14 protein-coding genes are annotated in these 16,354 nt (G+C 72.0%); 5 read left to right on the forward strand and 9 right to left on the reverse strand.

Going from position 1 to position 16,354, the window contains the following annotated elements; genetic code table 11:
• Window position 1: 1 nt before the first annotated feature.
• Window positions 2-1,168, reverse strand: coding sequence for an ADP-forming succinate--CoA ligase subunit beta (gene sucC, locus ABWO84_RS13320; RefSeq protein WP_353115325.1), 1,167 nt, complete (start codon window positions 1,166-1,168; stop codon window positions 2-4).
• A gap of 165 nt (window positions 1,169-1,333) precedes the next feature.
• Between sucC and ABWO84_RS13325 the strand changes: the two genes are divergently transcribed.
• Window positions 1,334-1,996 carry a TetR/AcrR family transcriptional regulator gene (locus ABWO84_RS13325; protein WP_353115327.1) on the forward strand — a complete coding sequence of 221 codons (663 nt, stop codon included), beginning with the start codon at window positions 1,334-1,336 and terminating at the stop codon, window positions 1,994-1,996.
• A gap of 1 nt (window position 1,997) precedes the next feature.
• Here ABWO84_RS13325 and ABWO84_RS13330 read toward each other — a convergent pair whose 3' ends face one another.
• Complete coding sequence (locus tag ABWO84_RS13330) at window positions 1,998-2,492, reverse strand: hypothetical protein (protein ID WP_353115329.1); 495 nt, start codon at window positions 2,490-2,492, stop codon at window positions 1,998-2,000.
• Between the two features lie 109 nt (window positions 2,493-2,601).
• Here ABWO84_RS13330 and ABWO84_RS13335 point away from each other — a divergent pair, with 109 nt between their 5' ends.
• Together ABWO84_RS13335 and ABWO84_RS13340 are read left to right on the forward strand one after the other, a co-directional pair.
• Window positions 2,602-4,053 carry a phytoene desaturase family protein gene (locus ABWO84_RS13335; protein WP_353115331.1) on the forward strand — a complete coding sequence of 484 codons (1,452 nt, stop codon included), beginning with the start codon at window positions 2,602-2,604 and terminating at the stop codon, window positions 4,051-4,053.
• Between the two features lie 59 nt (window positions 4,054-4,112).
• On the forward strand, window positions 4,113-5,147 hold the full coding sequence (locus tag ABWO84_RS13340) for an ATP-dependent DNA ligase (protein ID WP_353115333.1): 1,035 nt from the start codon (window positions 4,113-4,115) through the stop codon (window positions 5,145-5,147).
• Between the two features lie 4 nt (window positions 5,148-5,151).
• Here ABWO84_RS13340 and ligD read toward each other — a convergent pair whose 3' ends face one another.
• Both ligD and ABWO84_RS13350 read right to left on the reverse strand, forming a co-directional pair.
• The gene (gene ligD / locus ABWO84_RS13345; RefSeq protein ID WP_353115335.1) at window positions 5,152-6,213 is read right to left on the reverse strand and encodes a non-homologous end-joining DNA ligase; all 1,062 of its coding nucleotides are present in this window, start codon (window positions 6,211-6,213) and stop codon (window positions 5,152-5,154) included.
• Between the two features lie 140 nt (window positions 6,214-6,353).
• Window positions 6,354-7,475, reverse strand: a complete 1,122-nt coding sequence (locus ABWO84_RS13350; protein ID WP_353115337.1) for a heme/hemin ABC transporter substrate-binding protein — start codon at window positions 7,473-7,475, stop codon at window positions 6,354-6,356.
• 49 nt (window positions 7,476-7,524) lie between these two features.
• On the opposite strand from ABWO84_RS13350, the gene ABWO84_RS13355 reads away from it, so the two are divergent.
• The gene (locus ABWO84_RS13355; protein ID WP_353115339.1) at window positions 7,525-8,616 is read left to right on the forward strand and encodes a FecCD family ABC transporter permease; all 1,092 of its coding nucleotides are present in this window, start codon (window positions 7,525-7,527) and stop codon (window positions 8,614-8,616) included.
• A complete protein-coding gene (locus tag ABWO84_RS13360; RefSeq protein ID WP_353115341.1) occupies window positions 8,613-9,401 on the forward strand; it encodes a heme ABC transporter ATP-binding protein in 789 nt (262 codons plus the stop codon). The genes ABWO84_RS13355 and ABWO84_RS13360 overlap by 4 nt, the downstream gene beginning before the upstream one ends.
• A 24-nt stretch (window positions 9,402-9,425) precedes the next feature.
• On the opposite strand, the gene ABWO84_RS13365 is transcribed toward ABWO84_RS13360, so the two are convergent.
• The 5 genes from ABWO84_RS13365 to ABWO84_RS13385 form a co-directional block, all read right to left on the reverse strand.
• Complete coding sequence (locus tag ABWO84_RS13365) at window positions 9,426-10,208, reverse strand: HtaA domain-containing protein (RefSeq protein ID WP_353115343.1); 783 nt, start codon at window positions 10,206-10,208, stop codon at window positions 9,426-9,428.
• Window positions 10,209-10,270: 62 nt separating this feature from the next.
• Window positions 10,271-12,703: an HtaA domain-containing protein gene (locus ABWO84_RS13370; RefSeq protein WP_353115345.1), complete on the reverse strand. Its 2,433-nt coding sequence runs from the start codon at window positions 12,701-12,703 to the stop codon at window positions 10,271-10,273.
• A gap of 227 nt (window positions 12,704-12,930) precedes the next feature.
• A complete protein-coding gene (locus ABWO84_RS13375; protein WP_353115347.1) occupies window positions 12,931-13,950 on the reverse strand; it encodes a biliverdin-producing heme oxygenase in 1,020 nt (339 codons plus the stop codon).
• A gap of 84 nt (window positions 13,951-14,034) precedes the next feature.
• Window positions 14,035-15,141: an SseB family protein gene (locus ABWO84_RS13380; protein ID WP_353115349.1), complete on the reverse strand. Its 1,107-nt coding sequence runs from the start codon at window positions 15,139-15,141 to the stop codon at window positions 14,035-14,037.
• Window positions 15,142-15,163: 22 nt separating this feature from the next.
• On the reverse strand, window positions 15,164-16,354 hold a 1,191-nt coding region (locus ABWO84_RS13385; RefSeq protein WP_353115351.1), incomplete at its 5' end, for an ATP-dependent helicase.

Consider the following 16,354-nt stretch of genomic DNA (forward strand, 5'->3'; position numbering starts at 1 on the left):
ATCAGGCGTTCGCCAGCTCGGCGGCCTTGTCGGCGCCCTCGTCCATGGTGGCGGCGAGAGTGACCAGCGGGTGGGCGTACTCTGCGAGGATCGCGCGGCCCTCGTCGACGCGGTTGCCGTCGAGGCGGACGACCAGCGGCTTCGACGCGGTGGCGCCGAGGGTCTCGAGGGCGCCCTTGATGCCGTTCGCGACGGCGTCGCAGGCGGTGATGCCGCCGAAGACGTTGACGAAGACGCTCTTCACCTGCGGGTCGCCGAGGATGACGTCGAGGCCGGCGGCCATGACCTCGGCCGACGCGCCGCCGCCGATGTCGAGGAAGTTGGCCGGCTTCACGCCGCCGTGGTTCTCGCCCGCGTAGGCGACCACGTCGAGGGTGGACATCACGAGACCCGCGCCGTTGCCGATGATGCCGACCTCGCCGTCGAGCTTGACGTAGTTGAGGCCGGATTCCTTGGCCTTGGCCTCGAGCGGGTCGGCGGCGTCCTTGTCCTCGAGCGCCTCGTGCTCCGGGTGGCGGATCTCGGAGGCGTTGTCGTCGAGGGTGACCTTGCCGTCGAGCGCGATGATGTCGCCCTCCTCGGTGCGGACCAGCGGGTTGACCTCCACGAGCGTGGCGTCCTCGCCCTTGTAGACCTCGAAGAGCTTGACGAAGACGTCGGAGACCTTCTCGACGAGCTCCTCCGGGAACTTCGCCGTGCGGGCGATCTCCAGGGCCTTCGCCTTGTCGATGCCCGTGAGCGGGTCGACCTCGACCCGGGCGAGCGCCTCGGGCTTCTCGACGGCGAGCTGCTCGATCTCCATGCCGCCCTCCACCGAGCAGAGGCTCAGGTAGGAGCGGTTCGCACGGTCGAGCAGCACCGAGAAGTAGAACTCCTCCGCGATGCGGGCGCCCGCGGCGACCATGACGCGCTTGACCACGTGGCCCTTGATATCGAGGCCGAGGATCGCCTTCGCGGCCTCATAGGCCTCCTCAGGGGTCTTCGCGACCTTCACGCCGCCCGCCTTGCCGCGACCGCCGGTCTTCACCTGCGCCTTGACGACGACCACGCCGCCCAGCTTCTCGGCCGCTGCCTTCACCTCCTCAGGGGTGTCGGCGACGATGCCGGCGAGCACCGGCACCCCGTACTTCTCGAAAAGGTCTCGTGCCTGGTACTCGTAGAGATCCACTGTGTTTCCTTCACTCGGCTGTGGTCCGGAAAAGTATCTCGATGTCGAGACATCGTCCAATCCACCAGCTTACTACCTGCGCCTGGCCGGACCGTGCGGCGGGGTGCCGCCCCGGAACGGCGATCGGACAACCCGCGACGGGCAGGAGGTCATAGGCTTCTCGCTATGCATGAATCCGCTGAAGCGCATTCCGCCGTCGTCGCCGCCGCGCTCGAGCTGTTCCGCGCGCAGGGGTTCGACCAGACCTCGGTGGAGCAGATCGCCAAGGCGGCCGGCGTCTCCCGGTCGACGTTCTTCCGCCAGTTCGGCGGCAAGGAGGACGTGGTCTTCGCCGATCACGAGGTGGTCATCGAAGAGCTGCGCAGCTTCCTCGCCGAGGGGCACGACGACCCGTGGGCCGCGGTCTGCGAGGCGTCGGAACGGGTCTTCGCGCACTTCGCCCGCGATCCCGAGATGGCGCGGCTGCGGTATCAGGTGGTGCGGCAGGTGCCCGTGCTGCGCGAGCGCGAGATCGTCACGGTCTTCCGCTACGAGCGCCTGTTCGACGAGTACCTGCGCTCCTCGCTCCCCGGGATCGACCCGCTCGACGCGGTGGGCTTCGCGGCCCTGGTGACCGCGGTGCACAATCACGTGCTCCGGCAGCTGCTGCGGGGCACGGCCAAGGTGCCCCTCTCCCGGCTGCAGAGCGCCCTCCAGGACGTGCGTCGCCGGTACGGCGTGCAGGACGACCCCTCGGAGCCGGCCGCGGACGATGTCGTGGTCGCGGTGTTCCCGCGGTCGATGCCGATGGCCGAGGTCGCCCGGCGGGTACAGGACGAGCTCTCCTGACTCAGTCGCAGCCGCAGGCGCCCGAGGCGCCCCGCACCATGAAGCACACGTCGCAGACGCCGTAGTCGCGCTCGGCGGGCTTCAGCGCGCGCGGGGCCGCGACGGCCCGAGGCGCGGCCGGCTTCCTCGCGCCCGCCGGCCGCTTCGCCCGCACCGGAGCCGCCTGCGGGAACTCGCTCGGGTGGCTGACGTAGAAGTACGGAGCGCGCCCCTCGCTCGGCTGCAGGCGCAGCGCCACGGATCCGACGACGATCCGCTCGTCCTCGGCGAAGCCGTTGGTGTAGGTGCGGCCGATGTGCAGAGGCGTCCCCTGGTCGCGGCGGATCGCCTCGATGTAGCGCCCGCGGTCGATGAACGAGCTGACGCCGACGGCGTCCGCGATCGCCGCGATGAACGCGTGGTTCTCCTCCGGCACCCGATGGGCGCGGAGCGCCTCGGCGAGGGAGCGGTACGGTCGGGAGGTTCCGGTCGGGGTGGGACCCTGCACTTCGTTCATCCCCTCCAGGATCGCACGCCCGGGACGTCCCCGCGCGCCACCGGTGCCGAGGCGGGCCGCGCATCCGCCCGGCATCAGGCGACCCCGCTGCGCGTGACACACTGAGGGCATGCGGCGGGCGACCATCATCGGCAGCGGACCGAACGGGCTCTCCGCCGCGGTGTCCCTCGCCCGAGCCGGATACGAGGTCGAGGTGCTCGAGGCCGCCGCGACCGTCGGCGGCGGCGTGCGCACCCTGGAGGGGCCGGAGCCCGGGTTCCGGTACGACGTCTGCTCCGCCGTGCACCCCGCCGCGCTGACCTCTCCGTTCTTCCGCGCCTTCGGGCTCGTCGAGCGGGTGGAGTGGATCCGTCCGGAGATCTCCTACGCCCATCCGCTCGACGACGGCGGCGCGGCGATCGCGTGGCGCGATCTGGAGCGCACGGCAGACGGGCTCGGGCCGGACGCCGGCCGCTGGCGGGCCCTGCTCCGCCCGCTGACCCGTCGTCTCGGGGAGCTGGTCGAGACGACGTCCGGCTCGATGCTGCGGATGCCCCGGCATCCGGTGACCGCGGCGCGCTACGCGCTGCGGATGCTCGACCAGGGCACCCTCCTCGCCGGACGCTCCTTCCGCACCCCGGAGGCCGCCGCGCTCCTCACGGGCGTGACCGCCCACGCGAACGCGGTGCTCCCCTCCCTCTCGGCCGCCGCCGCGGGCCTGCTGCTCGCGGCCCACGGGCACGGCCCCGACGGCTGGGCGTACCCGCGCGGCGGGGCGCAGCGGATCGCCGACGCGCTGCGTCTCGACCTGGAGCGGCACGGCGGCCGCGTCCGCACGGGCGTGCGCGTGCGCGACCTCTCCGCGCTGGACTGGGGCGATCCCTCCCGCGGTGACGTCCTGCTGCTGAACGCACCGCCGCGCCTGATGCTGAGCCTGCCGGGCGTGCCGGCGCGCTACGCGAGGGCGCTGCGGGCGTTCCGCTACGGACCGGGCGCGGCGAAGGTCGACTTCGCGCTGAGCGGCCCCGTGCCGTGGACGAACCCCGACGTCGCCCGCGCGCCCACCGTGCACGTGGGCGGGACGAGGGCGGAGATCGGCGTGAGCGAGCGGGCGGTCGCGGAGGGGCGCGTGAGCGGGCGGCCCTACGTCCTGGTGGTGCAGCCCTCGGCCCTCGACGACAGCCGCGCGCCCGAAGGGCGGGCGGCGCTCTGGTCGTACATCCATGTGCCCGCGGGCTCGGAGATCGATGCGACCGCACGGGTGACCGCGCAGATCGAGCGGTTCGCCCCGGGCTTCCGCGACGTGGTGATCGGCTCACGCGCCGTCCCCGCATCGGCCAGGGAGGCGATCAACCCCGCCGAGATCGGCGGCGACGTCTTCGGCGGCTCCTTCACGCTGACCCAGGCGCTGCGCCGACCGGTGCTGTCCGCGGAGCCGTGGCGCACACCGCTGCGCGGGGTCTACCTCGCCTCCGCGTCGACGCCGCCCGGCCCGGGGGTCAACGGGATGGCGGGTTGGCACGCGGCGCGCGCGGTCCTGCGCGATGCGGGGACACCGGCGGGCCTCGGCGACCTCTTCTGACTCCGGGCGTGGGCGCGGGAGGCCTCCCGGGCGTCCGAGGCCGGGGGCAGAATGTACGCATGTACGACATCCCCGCCCCGATGCTCGCCAAGGCCGCGGCATCCATCCCGGACCCGGCGAAGACGCCGATGCTCTTCGAGCCGAAGTGGGACGGCTTCCGCGGCCTCATCGCCTGGGACGGCGACGAGCTCGAGATCGGATCCCGCGGCGCGAAGCCGCTGACCCGGTACTTCCCCGAGCTCGTCGAACAGCTCGCCGCCGCCCTTCCCGGCCCCTGCCTCCTCGACGGCGAGATCGTCGTGGCGACCGGGCCGGCCGGGGCGCAGCGCCTCGACTGGGAGGCGCTCAGCCAGCGGATCCACCCAGCGGCCTCCCGTGTGGCGAAGCTCGCGGCCGAGACGCCCGCCATGTTCATCGCGTTCGACCTGCTCGCCGACGGCGACGAAGACCTGCAGCCGTTCCCGTTCCGCGAAAGGCGCTCCCGCCTCGAGCGGATGCTCGCCGGCGCGCCGCACCCCCTGCACCTCACCCGCACCACGGGCGACCCCGAACTCGCCCGCCGCTGGCTGGCGGAGTTCGAGGGCGCGGGCCTCGACGGGGTGGTCGCGAAGCCGCTCGACGACCCCTACGCACCGGGCAAGCGGACGCTCGTCAAGATCAAGCACGCGCGCACCGCCGACGTCGTGGCCCTCGGCTACCGTGTGCACAAGAGCGGATCGGGCGTGGGCTCTCTGCTCGTCGGGCTGTACGGCGACGACGGCGTGCTGCGCCAGGTCGGCGGGGTCGCCGCCTGGAGCGACGCCATGCGGCAGCAGCTCGTGGACGACCTCGCCCCCCTCGTCGAGCGCGACGCCGACGGGGGCGTCGTCACGGCAGAGGGCGAGCGTTCGCGGTTCTCCGGGGCGAAGGACGTCTCCTTCGTGCGACTACGGCCCGAGCGCGTGCTCGAGGTGCGGTATGACCAGCTCGAGGGCGCGCGGTTCCGGCACACCGTGCAGTTCGCGCGCTGGCGTCCCGATCGCGACGCGGCCTCGTGCACCTACGCGCAACTCGACACGGTCGCCGGATACGACCTCGCCGACGTGCTCGACTGACGGATCAGCGCTCGGCGGGGCGCCCCTCCTCGTCCCAGTTCGCAGCGACCTTCTTGCTGGGCTGCACGCGCGGCGGCTCGCCCGGCATCTTCGGGAACTCCGGCGGGAAGGGCATCTCGCCGAGGCCGTTCGCGACGTCACGCTCCCACCATTCGAGAAGGGTGTCGATGCGACCGGGCGACTCCTGCATCCGCGCCCAGGGGTCTCCGACCTCGGCGAGTCTCGTCGGGATCGTGCGCACCGTGAACCGCGCGGGGTCGAGATCGTCCAGCTCCTCCCAGTGCACCGGGGTGGAGACCGGCGCACCGGGAAGCGCGCGGGGGCTGTAGGCGCCGGCCATCGTGCGATCGCGATTGGCCTGGTTGAAGTCGACGAAGATCCGCTCCCCGCGCTCTTCCTTCCACCACCTGGTGGTCACCGCGTCGGGCATCCGCCGCTCCAGCTCCCGCCCGGCGGCGATCACCGCGTGCCGCACGACGAGGAACTCCCATTCCGGCACGATCGGGCAGAACACGTGCAGACCGCGGTTGCCGCTGGTCTTGATGAACGGCTCGAGACCGGCTTCGCGCAGCACGCTGCGCAGCTCACGGGCCGCGGCGATCGCCTCCGGCATCCCGGTGCCGGGCTGGGGGTCGAGGTCGATCCGCAGCTCGACGGGATCGTCGGTGTCGTCGGCGAGGGAGGCCCAGGGGTGGAAGACGATGGTGTTCATCTGCACGGCCCAGACGATCGCGCTCGCGCGGCCCAGCACGATCTGCGGATGCCGGCGGCCGCTGTTGTAGGTCACCGTGACGGCGTCCACGAAGTCGGGCGTGCCCTTGGGCGGGTTCTTCGAGAAGAACCCCTCGCCCGAGATGCCGTCGCGGAACCGCTCCAGCGACACCGGGCGATGACCGTTCGCGGCGAGGAAGGGCTCCGACACCTCCTGCACATATGCGGCGTACTCCGCCTTCGTGATGCCGTCGGCTCCGTCGACGGGCCACACCACCCGGTTCGGGCTCGACAGGGCGATCTCCCGCTCACCGTCGGCGTCGGTCACGGTCAGGGTCACGCGCTCTGAGGCCATGCTCCGACGATACGCGGCGCGGCGTCCGGCCGGTATGGTCGCGTCGAGACGGCAGGAAGACCACGCACGGCGCGCACCGGGCGGACGGCTTCGCACCGGATCGGCGCCGGGCGCTCGAGCCGGAACTGGACGCGGGCGCCTCAGCGGCCCGCGGCGAGGGACGCAGGAGCGTAGAGGGCGCGGGCGAGGCCGTCCATGATGTCGGGGATCCGGGTGCCTCCCGCGAAGATCTCGGTGTCGGCGGCGTCGATGATCCGCCGGTTCTTCCCGGCCGTGGTGAGCGCGACGCTCGGCTGCGCCTCGATCAGGCCGTCGATCCCGCCGGCGCTCTCGAGGCCTTTGGTCATCACCAGGATGACGTCGGGGTCGAGGGCGACCAGCGCCTCGGGGGTCATCGGGCGCTCTCCCTCCCAGCCGCTCTCCGTGGCCGCGTCGATCGCGCCGACCGAGGTGATCAGCGAGTCCGCCCCGCTGCCCTTCCCGAACAGGTAGTAGACACCGGCGGAGCCGCGCACGTAGAGGAAGACGACGCGCGGCAGCCTTTCGCGGTCCTTCGGGAGGAGCCGGGAGATCTCGGCCCCCTTCTCGTCGATCGCCGTGCGCAGCCGCTGGATGAGACCGTCCGCGGAGGACGCCACGCCCAGCGCGCCGGCGATCTCCCGGATCGCCTGAGCGGTCGATTCGGGATCGATCGCCCGCGGCACCGTCACCACCGGGATGCCGGCGTCGCGGAGCTGCAGCACGACGTCGGTGGGGCCGATCGATCCGTCGGTGAGCACGAGGGTCGGCTGCAGCGAGAGCACGGCCTCGGCGTCGATCGTGTGGCCCTTCTTGGTGACGACCGGCAGCCCGGAGGTCTCCGGCAGCTCGGTCGAGACGTCGCGCCCGACCAGACGGTCGCCGAAGCCGAGGGCGTGGACGAGCTCGGCCGTCGTTCCACTGAGGGAGAGCGCGATGATGCGGGAGGTGTCCTCGACGCGCACATCGCGCACCGCCGCTCCGTCGTGCGACCGCACGGTCACGGGGAGCGTGGGCGTCGGGGCCTCGGCAGGCGGCATGAGGCTCGGCGGTCCGATCACCACGGTCGACGGCCCCTGCACGGAGCGGGGGTCGGCGACCGGGTCGAGCTGCGACAGCGGGGGCAGCGCGACGGGCGCCGCGGTCTTCGGCACGGGCGCCGCAGCCGCGTGGCATCCGGCGAGCACGAGCACGAGGAGGGCGCCGGCGATCGCCGCGGTGAGCCGTCGGATGCCGATCTCCATGTCGTCCTCCTCGCCTCGAACTTAAGTGAGCCTATCCTAAGATAAGGGTATGTCCTCGGCCGCTCCCCCGTCATCGATCGCGCCCGGAGCCGCCGCCCCCGCGCATCGACGCCGTGCCCGCATCGTTGTCTTCGCGGGGCTCGGCGTCGCCCTCGGGATCGCTGTCGTGCTGTCCGCGGGCGTCGGGCAGCTCGCCGTGTCACCGTCGGAGGTGCTCGGCGCCCTGCTGCGCCCTCTCGGCATCGACCTCTTCCCCGCGCCCGCCAGCGAGGTCGCGACGGCGGGTCTCTGGACGATCCGCTTCCCGCGCGTCGCCATGGCGGCACTCGTGGGCGCCGCCCTCGCGATCGCCGGACTGCTGATGCAGGCGATCTTCGGCAACCCGCTCGCCGAGCCCGGAGTGGTCGGCGTCTCCTCCGGGGCGGCGGTCGGCGCCGGTGTGGCCATCGTGTTCGGCCTGACCTTCCTCGGCGAGTGGACGGTTCCCGTGCTCGCCTTCGTGACCGGGCTCGGCGTGAGCCTCGCCGTCTATGCGCTGAGCCGCGCGGAAGGGCGCGCCGAGGTCGTCACCCTCGTGCTGACGGGCATCGCCGTCAACGCGGTCGCCGGCGCCGCGATCGCCCTGCTGACCTTCCTCGGGGACACCCAGGCCCGGGAGCAGATCGTGTTCTGGCAGCTCGGGAGCCTGGCGGGCAGCCGCTGGCCGCAGGTGTTCATCGTCGCCCCGCTCCTCGCCGCGGGGATGATCGCCGCCTACGCCGTCGCCCGCCGTCTCGACCTGCTCTCCCTCGGCGAGCGCGCGGCGGGGCATCTCGGGGTGCACGTCGAGAGGCTGCGACTCGGGGTCATCGTCGTCGTGGCCCTGCTCGTGGGGGCGGGCGTCGCGTTCGCCGGGATCATCGCCTTCGTCGGCCTGGTGATCCCCCATCTCATGAGGATGGTCCTCGGCCCGGCGCATCTGCCGCTCGTCACCGCGAGCGCTCTCGGCGGCGCCCTCCTCCTGACGCTCGCCGATGTCGGCGCCCGCACGCTCGTGCCGATGGCCGATCTCCCGCTCGGCATCCTCACCTCGCTCGTCGGCGGCCCGTTCTTCTTCTGGCTGCTCCGGCGCACACGCCGGTCGGCGGGAGGCTGGGCGTGATCCCGGCGACGGAGACCCCGGTCTGCGAGGCCGCCGGGGTACGAGTGGTGCGGGCGGGGCGCGCGCTCCTCGACGACGTCTCGATCGCCCTGCACGCCGGGGAGCTGCTCGCGGTGCTGGGGCCGAACGGCGCGGGGAAGTCGACGCTGCTCGGAGCGCTGACCGGCGATCTGTCACCCGACGCCGGCGACGTGCGCTTCGCCGGGAGGCCCCTAAAGGACTGGGGGCTGGGCGAGCTGTCGCGGCGTCGCGGCGTGCTGCTGCAGGACACCGCGACGTCGTTCCCCTTCACCGTGCGCGAAGTGGTCGAGATGGGCCGCGCCCCCTGGCGGCGCACGGCGCGGGCGGCCGAGGACGAGGAGGCGGTGGACGCGGCGATCGCCGCCGCCGACATCGCGCACCTCTCCGGGCGCCGGGTGCCGTCGCTGTCCGGGGGCGAGCGAGCCCGCACCGCGTTCGCGCGCGTCGTGGCGGGTCGCACCGGGGCGCTGTTCCTCGACGAGCCGACGGCGGCCCTCGATCTCGGCCACCAGGAGGATCTGCTCCGCCTCGCGAGGGACAGGGCGAGGGCGGGTGACGCCGTGCTGATCATCCTGCACGACCTCAATCTCGCCGCGGCCTACGCCGACCGGGTGATCCTCCTGCAGAACGGCCGGATCGTCGCCGCCGGCGGCCCGGACGAGGCCTTCACCGCGGAGACGCTCTCGGCGGTCTACCGCACGCCGGTGGAGGTGATCCCCCATCCGGTGACCGGACGGGGGATCGTGCTCCCGCTGCGCGGCTGAGCGTCGCGGGGAACGGGCGGGGCGTCAGTCCCGCGCGCGCCTCCGGACGGCGAGGAACGTCGCCCCCGCGCCCAGGACGATCACGACCCCGGCACCGACGCCGATCGGCAGCCAGGGGACACCGGCTTCCGCCGGCCCCGCGGCCGTGGCGTCCGCCGTCCGCGAGGACGACGGGCTCGGCGTCGTCTCCCCTGCCGGGCAGTCGAGCCGCACATCGACGCTGAGCGGATCGAGCTCGTCCCCGGGCTGGTAGAAGCCGCCGAACGCCGGCGCACCCGCCTCGGTCAGGGACAGCGGCGCCTGCGCCACCGCGAGCGCACCGGCGGCGGCATCGTTCGTCACCGCGGCCCCCAGCCGACCGACCTCCGCCTGCCTCTCCTCGACCGCGAGCCCGCCGGACGTGTCGTTGCTCCGCACATCGAGCAGCAGGGTGCCGGCGCCCTTGTCGTCGATCACCAGGGTGGGGGTCGCGATGGTGAGGTCCAGGATCCCCCCGTGACCGGTGAAGTGGACCGTTCCGGGGAAAGTCACCTTCCCCGCTCCGGTCCCTGGATCGATCTCCCCCGTCGCTCCGCTCCAGGTGAACGAGGGCGTCTGATAGGTCGCGCCGCCCGAGGCCTCCCACGACCCCTTGGCGATCGTGCCGGAGATGTACGAGCGGAAGCTCTCCTTCACCCCCCAGGTCATCGTCCCGCCGTCCACCGCACAGGCGGAGCCGGCCGCCGCGGCGCCGGGGGCGGCGGCGAGCGACAGAGCGATCAACGCCGCGGGCAGCGCCCCGACGACCAGTCTTCTCTTGTTCTTCATGTGCTTCCCTCTCGTCAGAGGATGCCCGCCCCGGGGCACGGGGCGGGCATCCTCTCCTCACGTCAGACCAGGCGACGACGCACGGCGACGAGCGCCATGCCCGCGATCAGGAGGATCGCCCCCATCGCGAGCGGAAGCACCGGGCCATCCGCTCCGGTGGTCGCGAGCGAGCCGCTGCCGCTCGGGTCGGTCGACGAGTCGCAGGCCGTGTTCGCACCGAGCGACACCCGGAAGGACATCGGGTCGAGCACGGTGCCCGCCTCGTAGAAGCCGGCGAACGCGGTCGCGCCCGCGGCCGTCAGCCTGACCGTCGCGCCGCTCACCGACACGGAGCCGCCGGTGACCGACGCCGCACCGAAGGACAGATCGGCGAAGTGCACCGTGCCGTTGGTGGACGACTTGCCGCTGGTGTCGGTCGACGAGACCTGTGCGTACAGGGCCGCGGATCCGCCGCCATTCAGCACGACGCTCGGGTTGCTCAGACGGAAGTTGAGCAGCCCATTGTGCCCGGTGGCGGTGATGGAGCCGCCGAAGCGCACCGTGCCGCGCGCGCCGGACTCGACGTTCACCGACCCGCCGCTGGCCGCGAACGACCCGCCGCTGAACTCGCCCTTGGCGATCGGCCCTTCGACGTAGGAACGGAAGCTCTGCTTCAGGCCCCAGGTCATCGAGCCCCCGTCGACGGCGCGCGCGACGCACACCGGCGTCTTCGGGTCCTCGGTGACGACCGGCGGGACGACCACCGGCGCCGCGGCCGTCGTCATCGCCTTGGTGAGGAACGGCGTCTTCTCGCTCACGCCGTCGACGACCCGGTAGACACGTACCTCGTGCTGGCCCGCCGCGAAGCCGGCCGGGACCGACCACAGGAGCCGCGCCGCGCCGTCGGCACCGGCGGCCGCCGTGCCCGCATCGATCGGATCGGAGTGCACCTCGAAGCGCACCTTCTCCCCCGCCTCGAGGTTCTTCACGGTGAAGGTGACGACATCGCCCGGGCGCGGCGTCGCGTTCGCGCCGGAACCGATCTCGAGCACCGGGTCGGCCGAGGGCTCGACGGGGCGCTCGCCCTGGAAGTCGACCTTCACGCCGAGCTCCTGGGAGGCGTTCTTCTGACCGCCGGCGGCGTAGGTGTACACGCCGTAGCTGCCGCCCTCGACCGGGGCGTCCACGGCCTTGACCGAGGTGGTCCAGGTGAAGGTGCCGTCCTCGGCGAGCGGGATCCACTGCGCACGGACGGTCTCACGGTACTTCTCGGGAATCTGCTCGAGAGTGGCCTCGGTGAGGGCCCAGCCCTGCGTCGCGACCTTGCGGGCGCTCGACGGCGCGTCCGCGGAGGGCTTCCAGTCGGCGCCGAAGCTGCCGAAGACGACGTAGTTCCCCTGCGGCAGGTCGGCGGGCACGGGCGCGCCGCGGCCTCCGACGTTCGCCTTCGGGTCGTACCCGGAGCCCTTGACGATCAGCGTGTCGCCGACGTGCACCGGCTTGCCCTCGGCCGGGGTGACGCCGTCCGCGAGGAACACCGATAGCTTCGGGTTCCACTCGTCGGGCTGATCGGTGCCCGAGGTGACGGTGACCGTGACGGCCGCCGACGTGGAGGGCTGATAGGCCGCGGAGTCCTGGGGGACGAACCGGGCGGTGATCGAGTGGGTGCCGACTGCCAGGCCCATCGCGTTGTGACGGGCGGTGTCGCCCGAGACGCCGACCGTGCCGAGCACGGTCTCGCCGTCGCTGAAGACCACCGAGCCGGGAGTCATCGCGGGGGTGACGACCGCCGACAGCTCGACACCCTCCCCCTCGAGGATCTTCGGCGCCGACGCGGTGAGCGTCGTGGTGGTGGCCGCCGCCTGCGGCTTGTCCTGCAGCGTGGCCGTGAGGGTCAGCGGGTCCAGCGCGGTGCCCGCGCTGTAGAAGCCGCCGAACGCCTCCGCCCCGGCGGCGGTCAGGGTCACGGGCGCGTTCGCCCAGGTGCGCTGGGCCCCCGATGCCGATGCGGCGGGAAGGGCGACCGTGGCGAACTCGACATCCTTCTTGGTGAATATCTCGCCCGCGGCATCCATGCTCTTGAACTCACGACCGGTGACGTCGAGCACGAGACGAGCAGACGAGGCCGAGGTGAAGACCACCCGCGGATGTGTGAAGGACAGGTCGAGCGCGTACACGCCGTTCATCTCGTGACCGGTGAAGCGCACGCCGTCCTGAGTCCCGAAGGAGATCGAGGCGGAGCCGCCGTCGGAGGCAGCGGTTCCGCTTCCTCCGGGCCAGCGGAACGTGCCGGTGGTGGCGCCGAGGGTCTGGATCGACCCGTGCGCGATCGGACTGGTGACGTATCCGCGGAAGGAGCTCTTCACGCCCCAGTCGAGGGTCGCACCGGTGACGGTGCTCTCCGCGGGGGCGGCGGAGGCGGCGACGGGCGCCAGCAGTCCTCCGATCGCGAGCAGGGCCGACGTGGTGAGCGCGAGCAGGGCCCTGTTCCTGCGCGTACTTCGGACGGTGTTCACGGCTGAAGGTTCTCCTCGTGTGAGGTCGGCGGAACCGCCGACTCGGGCGTTCTCAAGGGGCTGAGAGGTTCAGCCCGCGTTAAGGTTAGCCTTACCTAATTCATGGCGCAAACATTGTGGAGGACATTCTTTCCGCCACGTTTTCTCCTGATGGCATGCCAAATATCCGCCGGCTTCACATCGACGCCGGCGGCCGTGCCGTGCCTCTGAGGATCGGACGGCGACCCTCAGGCCGCGGTCCGGCCCTCCCCCAGATCGATGAACACCTCGGTATTGAAGCGGTAGGCGGAGCGCACCTCGTCGAGCATCCGGACACGCTCCGCCTCGTCGAGCACAGCCCCGAGGTCGTCGAGTCCCTGGCGGTAGGCGGTCTTGAAGTCGCCCGGATCGCCCAGCTCGGCGAAGTCATAGAACTCCACGCCGCCACCGTCGAACCCGAACTGCTTCGCCACGCGCCGGGCGATCACCTGCCCGCCGGACAGATCGCCGAGGTAGCGGGTGTAGTGGTGCGCCACGACCCCCGCGGTCCACCCCTCGGCGGCGACCGCGCGGATGCGCCGCGCATAGGCGGCGGTCGCCGGCACCGGCGAGATCAGCGTGCGCCAACGCTCCCCGAGCAGATGGACGAGGTCGCGCTCGAGGGCCGGTGTCCGGCGCAGCGCCGCGGGGTGCAGCCGGGAGAGCCGTTCGTCAGCCGTGAGCAGGGCCGCGGCCTCCTCCAACGCCTCGTACATGAACCAGTGCTGCGCGACGAGCTCGGTGTAATCGGCGAGCGTCCCGCGACCCCGCATGATGTCCGCCATGAAATCGGCGCCCTCGCTGTCGGAGTGATCGCTCCAGGTCGCCTCGCGCACGCGCCGCGCGAACCCCTCGTCGCCGACACCCGCCGAAACCGGCGCCGGACCGTGGCCGCCGTGCGGATGGCCGCCGCGACCCTCCGGCGCCCCGCCATGCTCCTCCCGGGGAGTCACGCCCAGACGCTCGCAGGCGGCGCGGTAGAGCATGACGGCCTCGCGGCGGATCTGACGGCGCTCGGTGACCACTCCCCCCAGCCAGGAGAGGGCGAGCTCGTGCACGCCACCCGGGTCCTCCACGCGCCAATAGCCGCGTTCCGCATCGAGGTCGGTCATGGCCGCCGCCGTGGCCTCCGGGAATCCGAAGGCGCGCGCGATGAGCAGGTTGTCCTCGGCGTGATCGCCGTTCATGTGCCCGGTCACCGCCGAGATCACCGCGTCGTCGAAGATCATGTTCCACCAATCGGATTAGGTAAGCCTTACCTATTGAACCACGATCGGTGTCTCCGTCGCATCCGTTCTTCGAACGGGACCGCCTCAGTCGTCGATGTCGACGGCCAGCACCAGCACCGGGCCGAGGGCGTCGCGCTCGACCACCATCGACGGGCCGGCGGCGTCGATCAGCACCCCCGAGACCTCGGGGTGAGTGCTGAGCACCTTCGCGAGCTGCTCGGGCTCGAACGGCATCGGACGGTCGTTGCGACCGAGGGCGACCACCTCGAGCGGGTGCGAGAACACCTGCAGGAATCGGCTCCCGTCGGCGGCGTGCGCCTCGGCGATGCCGACCGGCTGGCCGTCGACCCCGTCGTTGACCGCGACCCAGACCTTCGTCTTCGCCAGCGCCTCGGCGGCGCGATGGGCCGAATCGGCCTCACGGGGCGAGGACACGATCCCCTTCAGGGTCATCTCCGCATCGCCCTGCTCCAGCGCCTGCGCGAGCAGCTCGGTGGGGAACACCACCCGATGCGGCCCGGAGGCGTTGTCGATGATGATCCCGGTGAAGCCTCCGGCGACGACCTGCTGATAGATCGAGCCGACCGGTTGCGCGACCGCCGACGTGGCCGTCGGATCCTCCTCGCCGTCGACCGAGGCGCGCAGCGCCTCCCCCGAGCTGAACGCGAGCATGAACGACTTGTCGCCGTCGCGGATCACCCCGACCGAGAGCTGCTGACCGTCGCTGAGCTGCTGCCGCGCGTCCCCGTGCACCCGCAGGTAGAGATGCCCCTGCAGCGACTGACGCATCACACCGAGGAGCTGCTCGTTCGACGCCCCCTCCTCGATCTCGGTGAGCGCCTCGCGCAGCAGCACGTTGTCGATCAGTCCCTCGATCGTGTGGGTCTGCTCCGGGGGCATCGCGGGGGCGAGCGGAAGTCGAGGACGCTCGCCCTCGGCGGGCAGCTCGGGCGTGGGCACGCTCGGGCCGGGTGCGCGCTCCGCGGCATCGGGTTCGTCCTCGACCTCGAGCGGCGGTGCCACGGAGGGGCCGGCCTCCGCGCCGACGCCCCGGTAGGCCTGCACCGAGATGGAGACCTCGGGCACCGCCTCGGTCGCTTCCGCCGTCTCTGCGACGACCTCTTCTGCAACGGCCTCGGGAGCCGCGGGCTCGACGGGCTCGGACTTCTTGCGGCGGGAGAACAGTGCCATGTCTGTCAGCCTAACGGGGTGTCTAGAGCTTGGTGATGGGGGCGATCTTGATGAGGAGCTTCTTCTGGCCGGCGCTGTCGAAGCGCACGTGCGCGATGCGCTTCGCTCCCTCGCCGGTGACGGCCTCGATGCGACCCTCGCCGAAGTCGTCGTGCCGGATGCGGTCGCCCGGAACGAGCTCGAGGTCTCCGTTGTCCCGCACCTTGGCGGTGACCTTGTTCGGGAAGCGGTCCATCGCCGTCGACAGCGGCGTGAGCTGCTCGCGCTTGGCCAGCGGCTGCACGCCGAAGCGGTCGCGTCCGCCGAACCCTCCTCCGGGCCGGCGGGCGTTCAGCGCGCGCGACTGGGTACCTCCGCGGGAGTTGACGTCCCCCGGGGACTGGCGCCAGTCGATCAGCTCCGCCGGGATCTCCTGCAGGAACCGGCTCGGCATCGCCACGGACACCTCGCCGAACTGCGCGCGGGTCATCGCGAGCGAGAGGTGGAGCCTCTTGCGCGCGCGGGTGATCCCGACGTAGAAGAGGCGACGCTCTTCCTGAGGGCCGCCGGGCTCGCCTGCGGAGATACGATGCGGGATGAGGTCCTCCTCGACGCCGGTGACGAACACCGCGTCGTACTCCAGCCCCTTCGCCGTGTGCATCGTCATGAGCGACACCGTGCCCGACTCGTCGTCGAGGTCGTCGGCGTCCGACACCAGGGCGACCTCGGTGAGGAAGTCGACGAGAGTGCCGTCCGGGTTGTTCCGCGCGAAGTCGCGGGCGACCGCGACGAACTCGTCGAGGTTCTCCAGCCGCGCCTCGTCCTGGGGGTCGCGGCTGGCCCGCAGCGCGTCGTAGTAGCCGCTCTTGTTCAGCAACAGCGTGAGCCCTTCGGCCACCGAGGTCGCCGAGGGCACCTCGCCGGTCGCCGGGAGCATGATCGCGGACGCCTCGGCGAGCACCTGGTCGAGCTGACCGATCGCGGCCTGCAGCTTCGGCCCCAGCCCCAGCTCCGCGGGCCGAGACAGCGCATCGCGGAAGGTGATGCCGTGCTCTTCGGCGAACCGGGCGATCGCGGTCTCGGTGACGTCGCCGATGCCGCGACGCGGCTTGTTCAGGATGCGGCGCACGGACATCTCGTCGGCCGGGTTCGCGACCGAGACGAGGTAGGCGAGGGCGTCCTTGATCTCGGCGCGCTCGTAGAACTTCGTGCCGCCCATGATCTTGTACGGCAC

Origin of the sequence: Microbacterium sp. (assembly GCF_040394595.1) — a bacterium.
Lineage (GTDB): Bacteria > Actinomycetota > Actinomycetes > Actinomycetales > Microbacteriaceae > Microbacterium.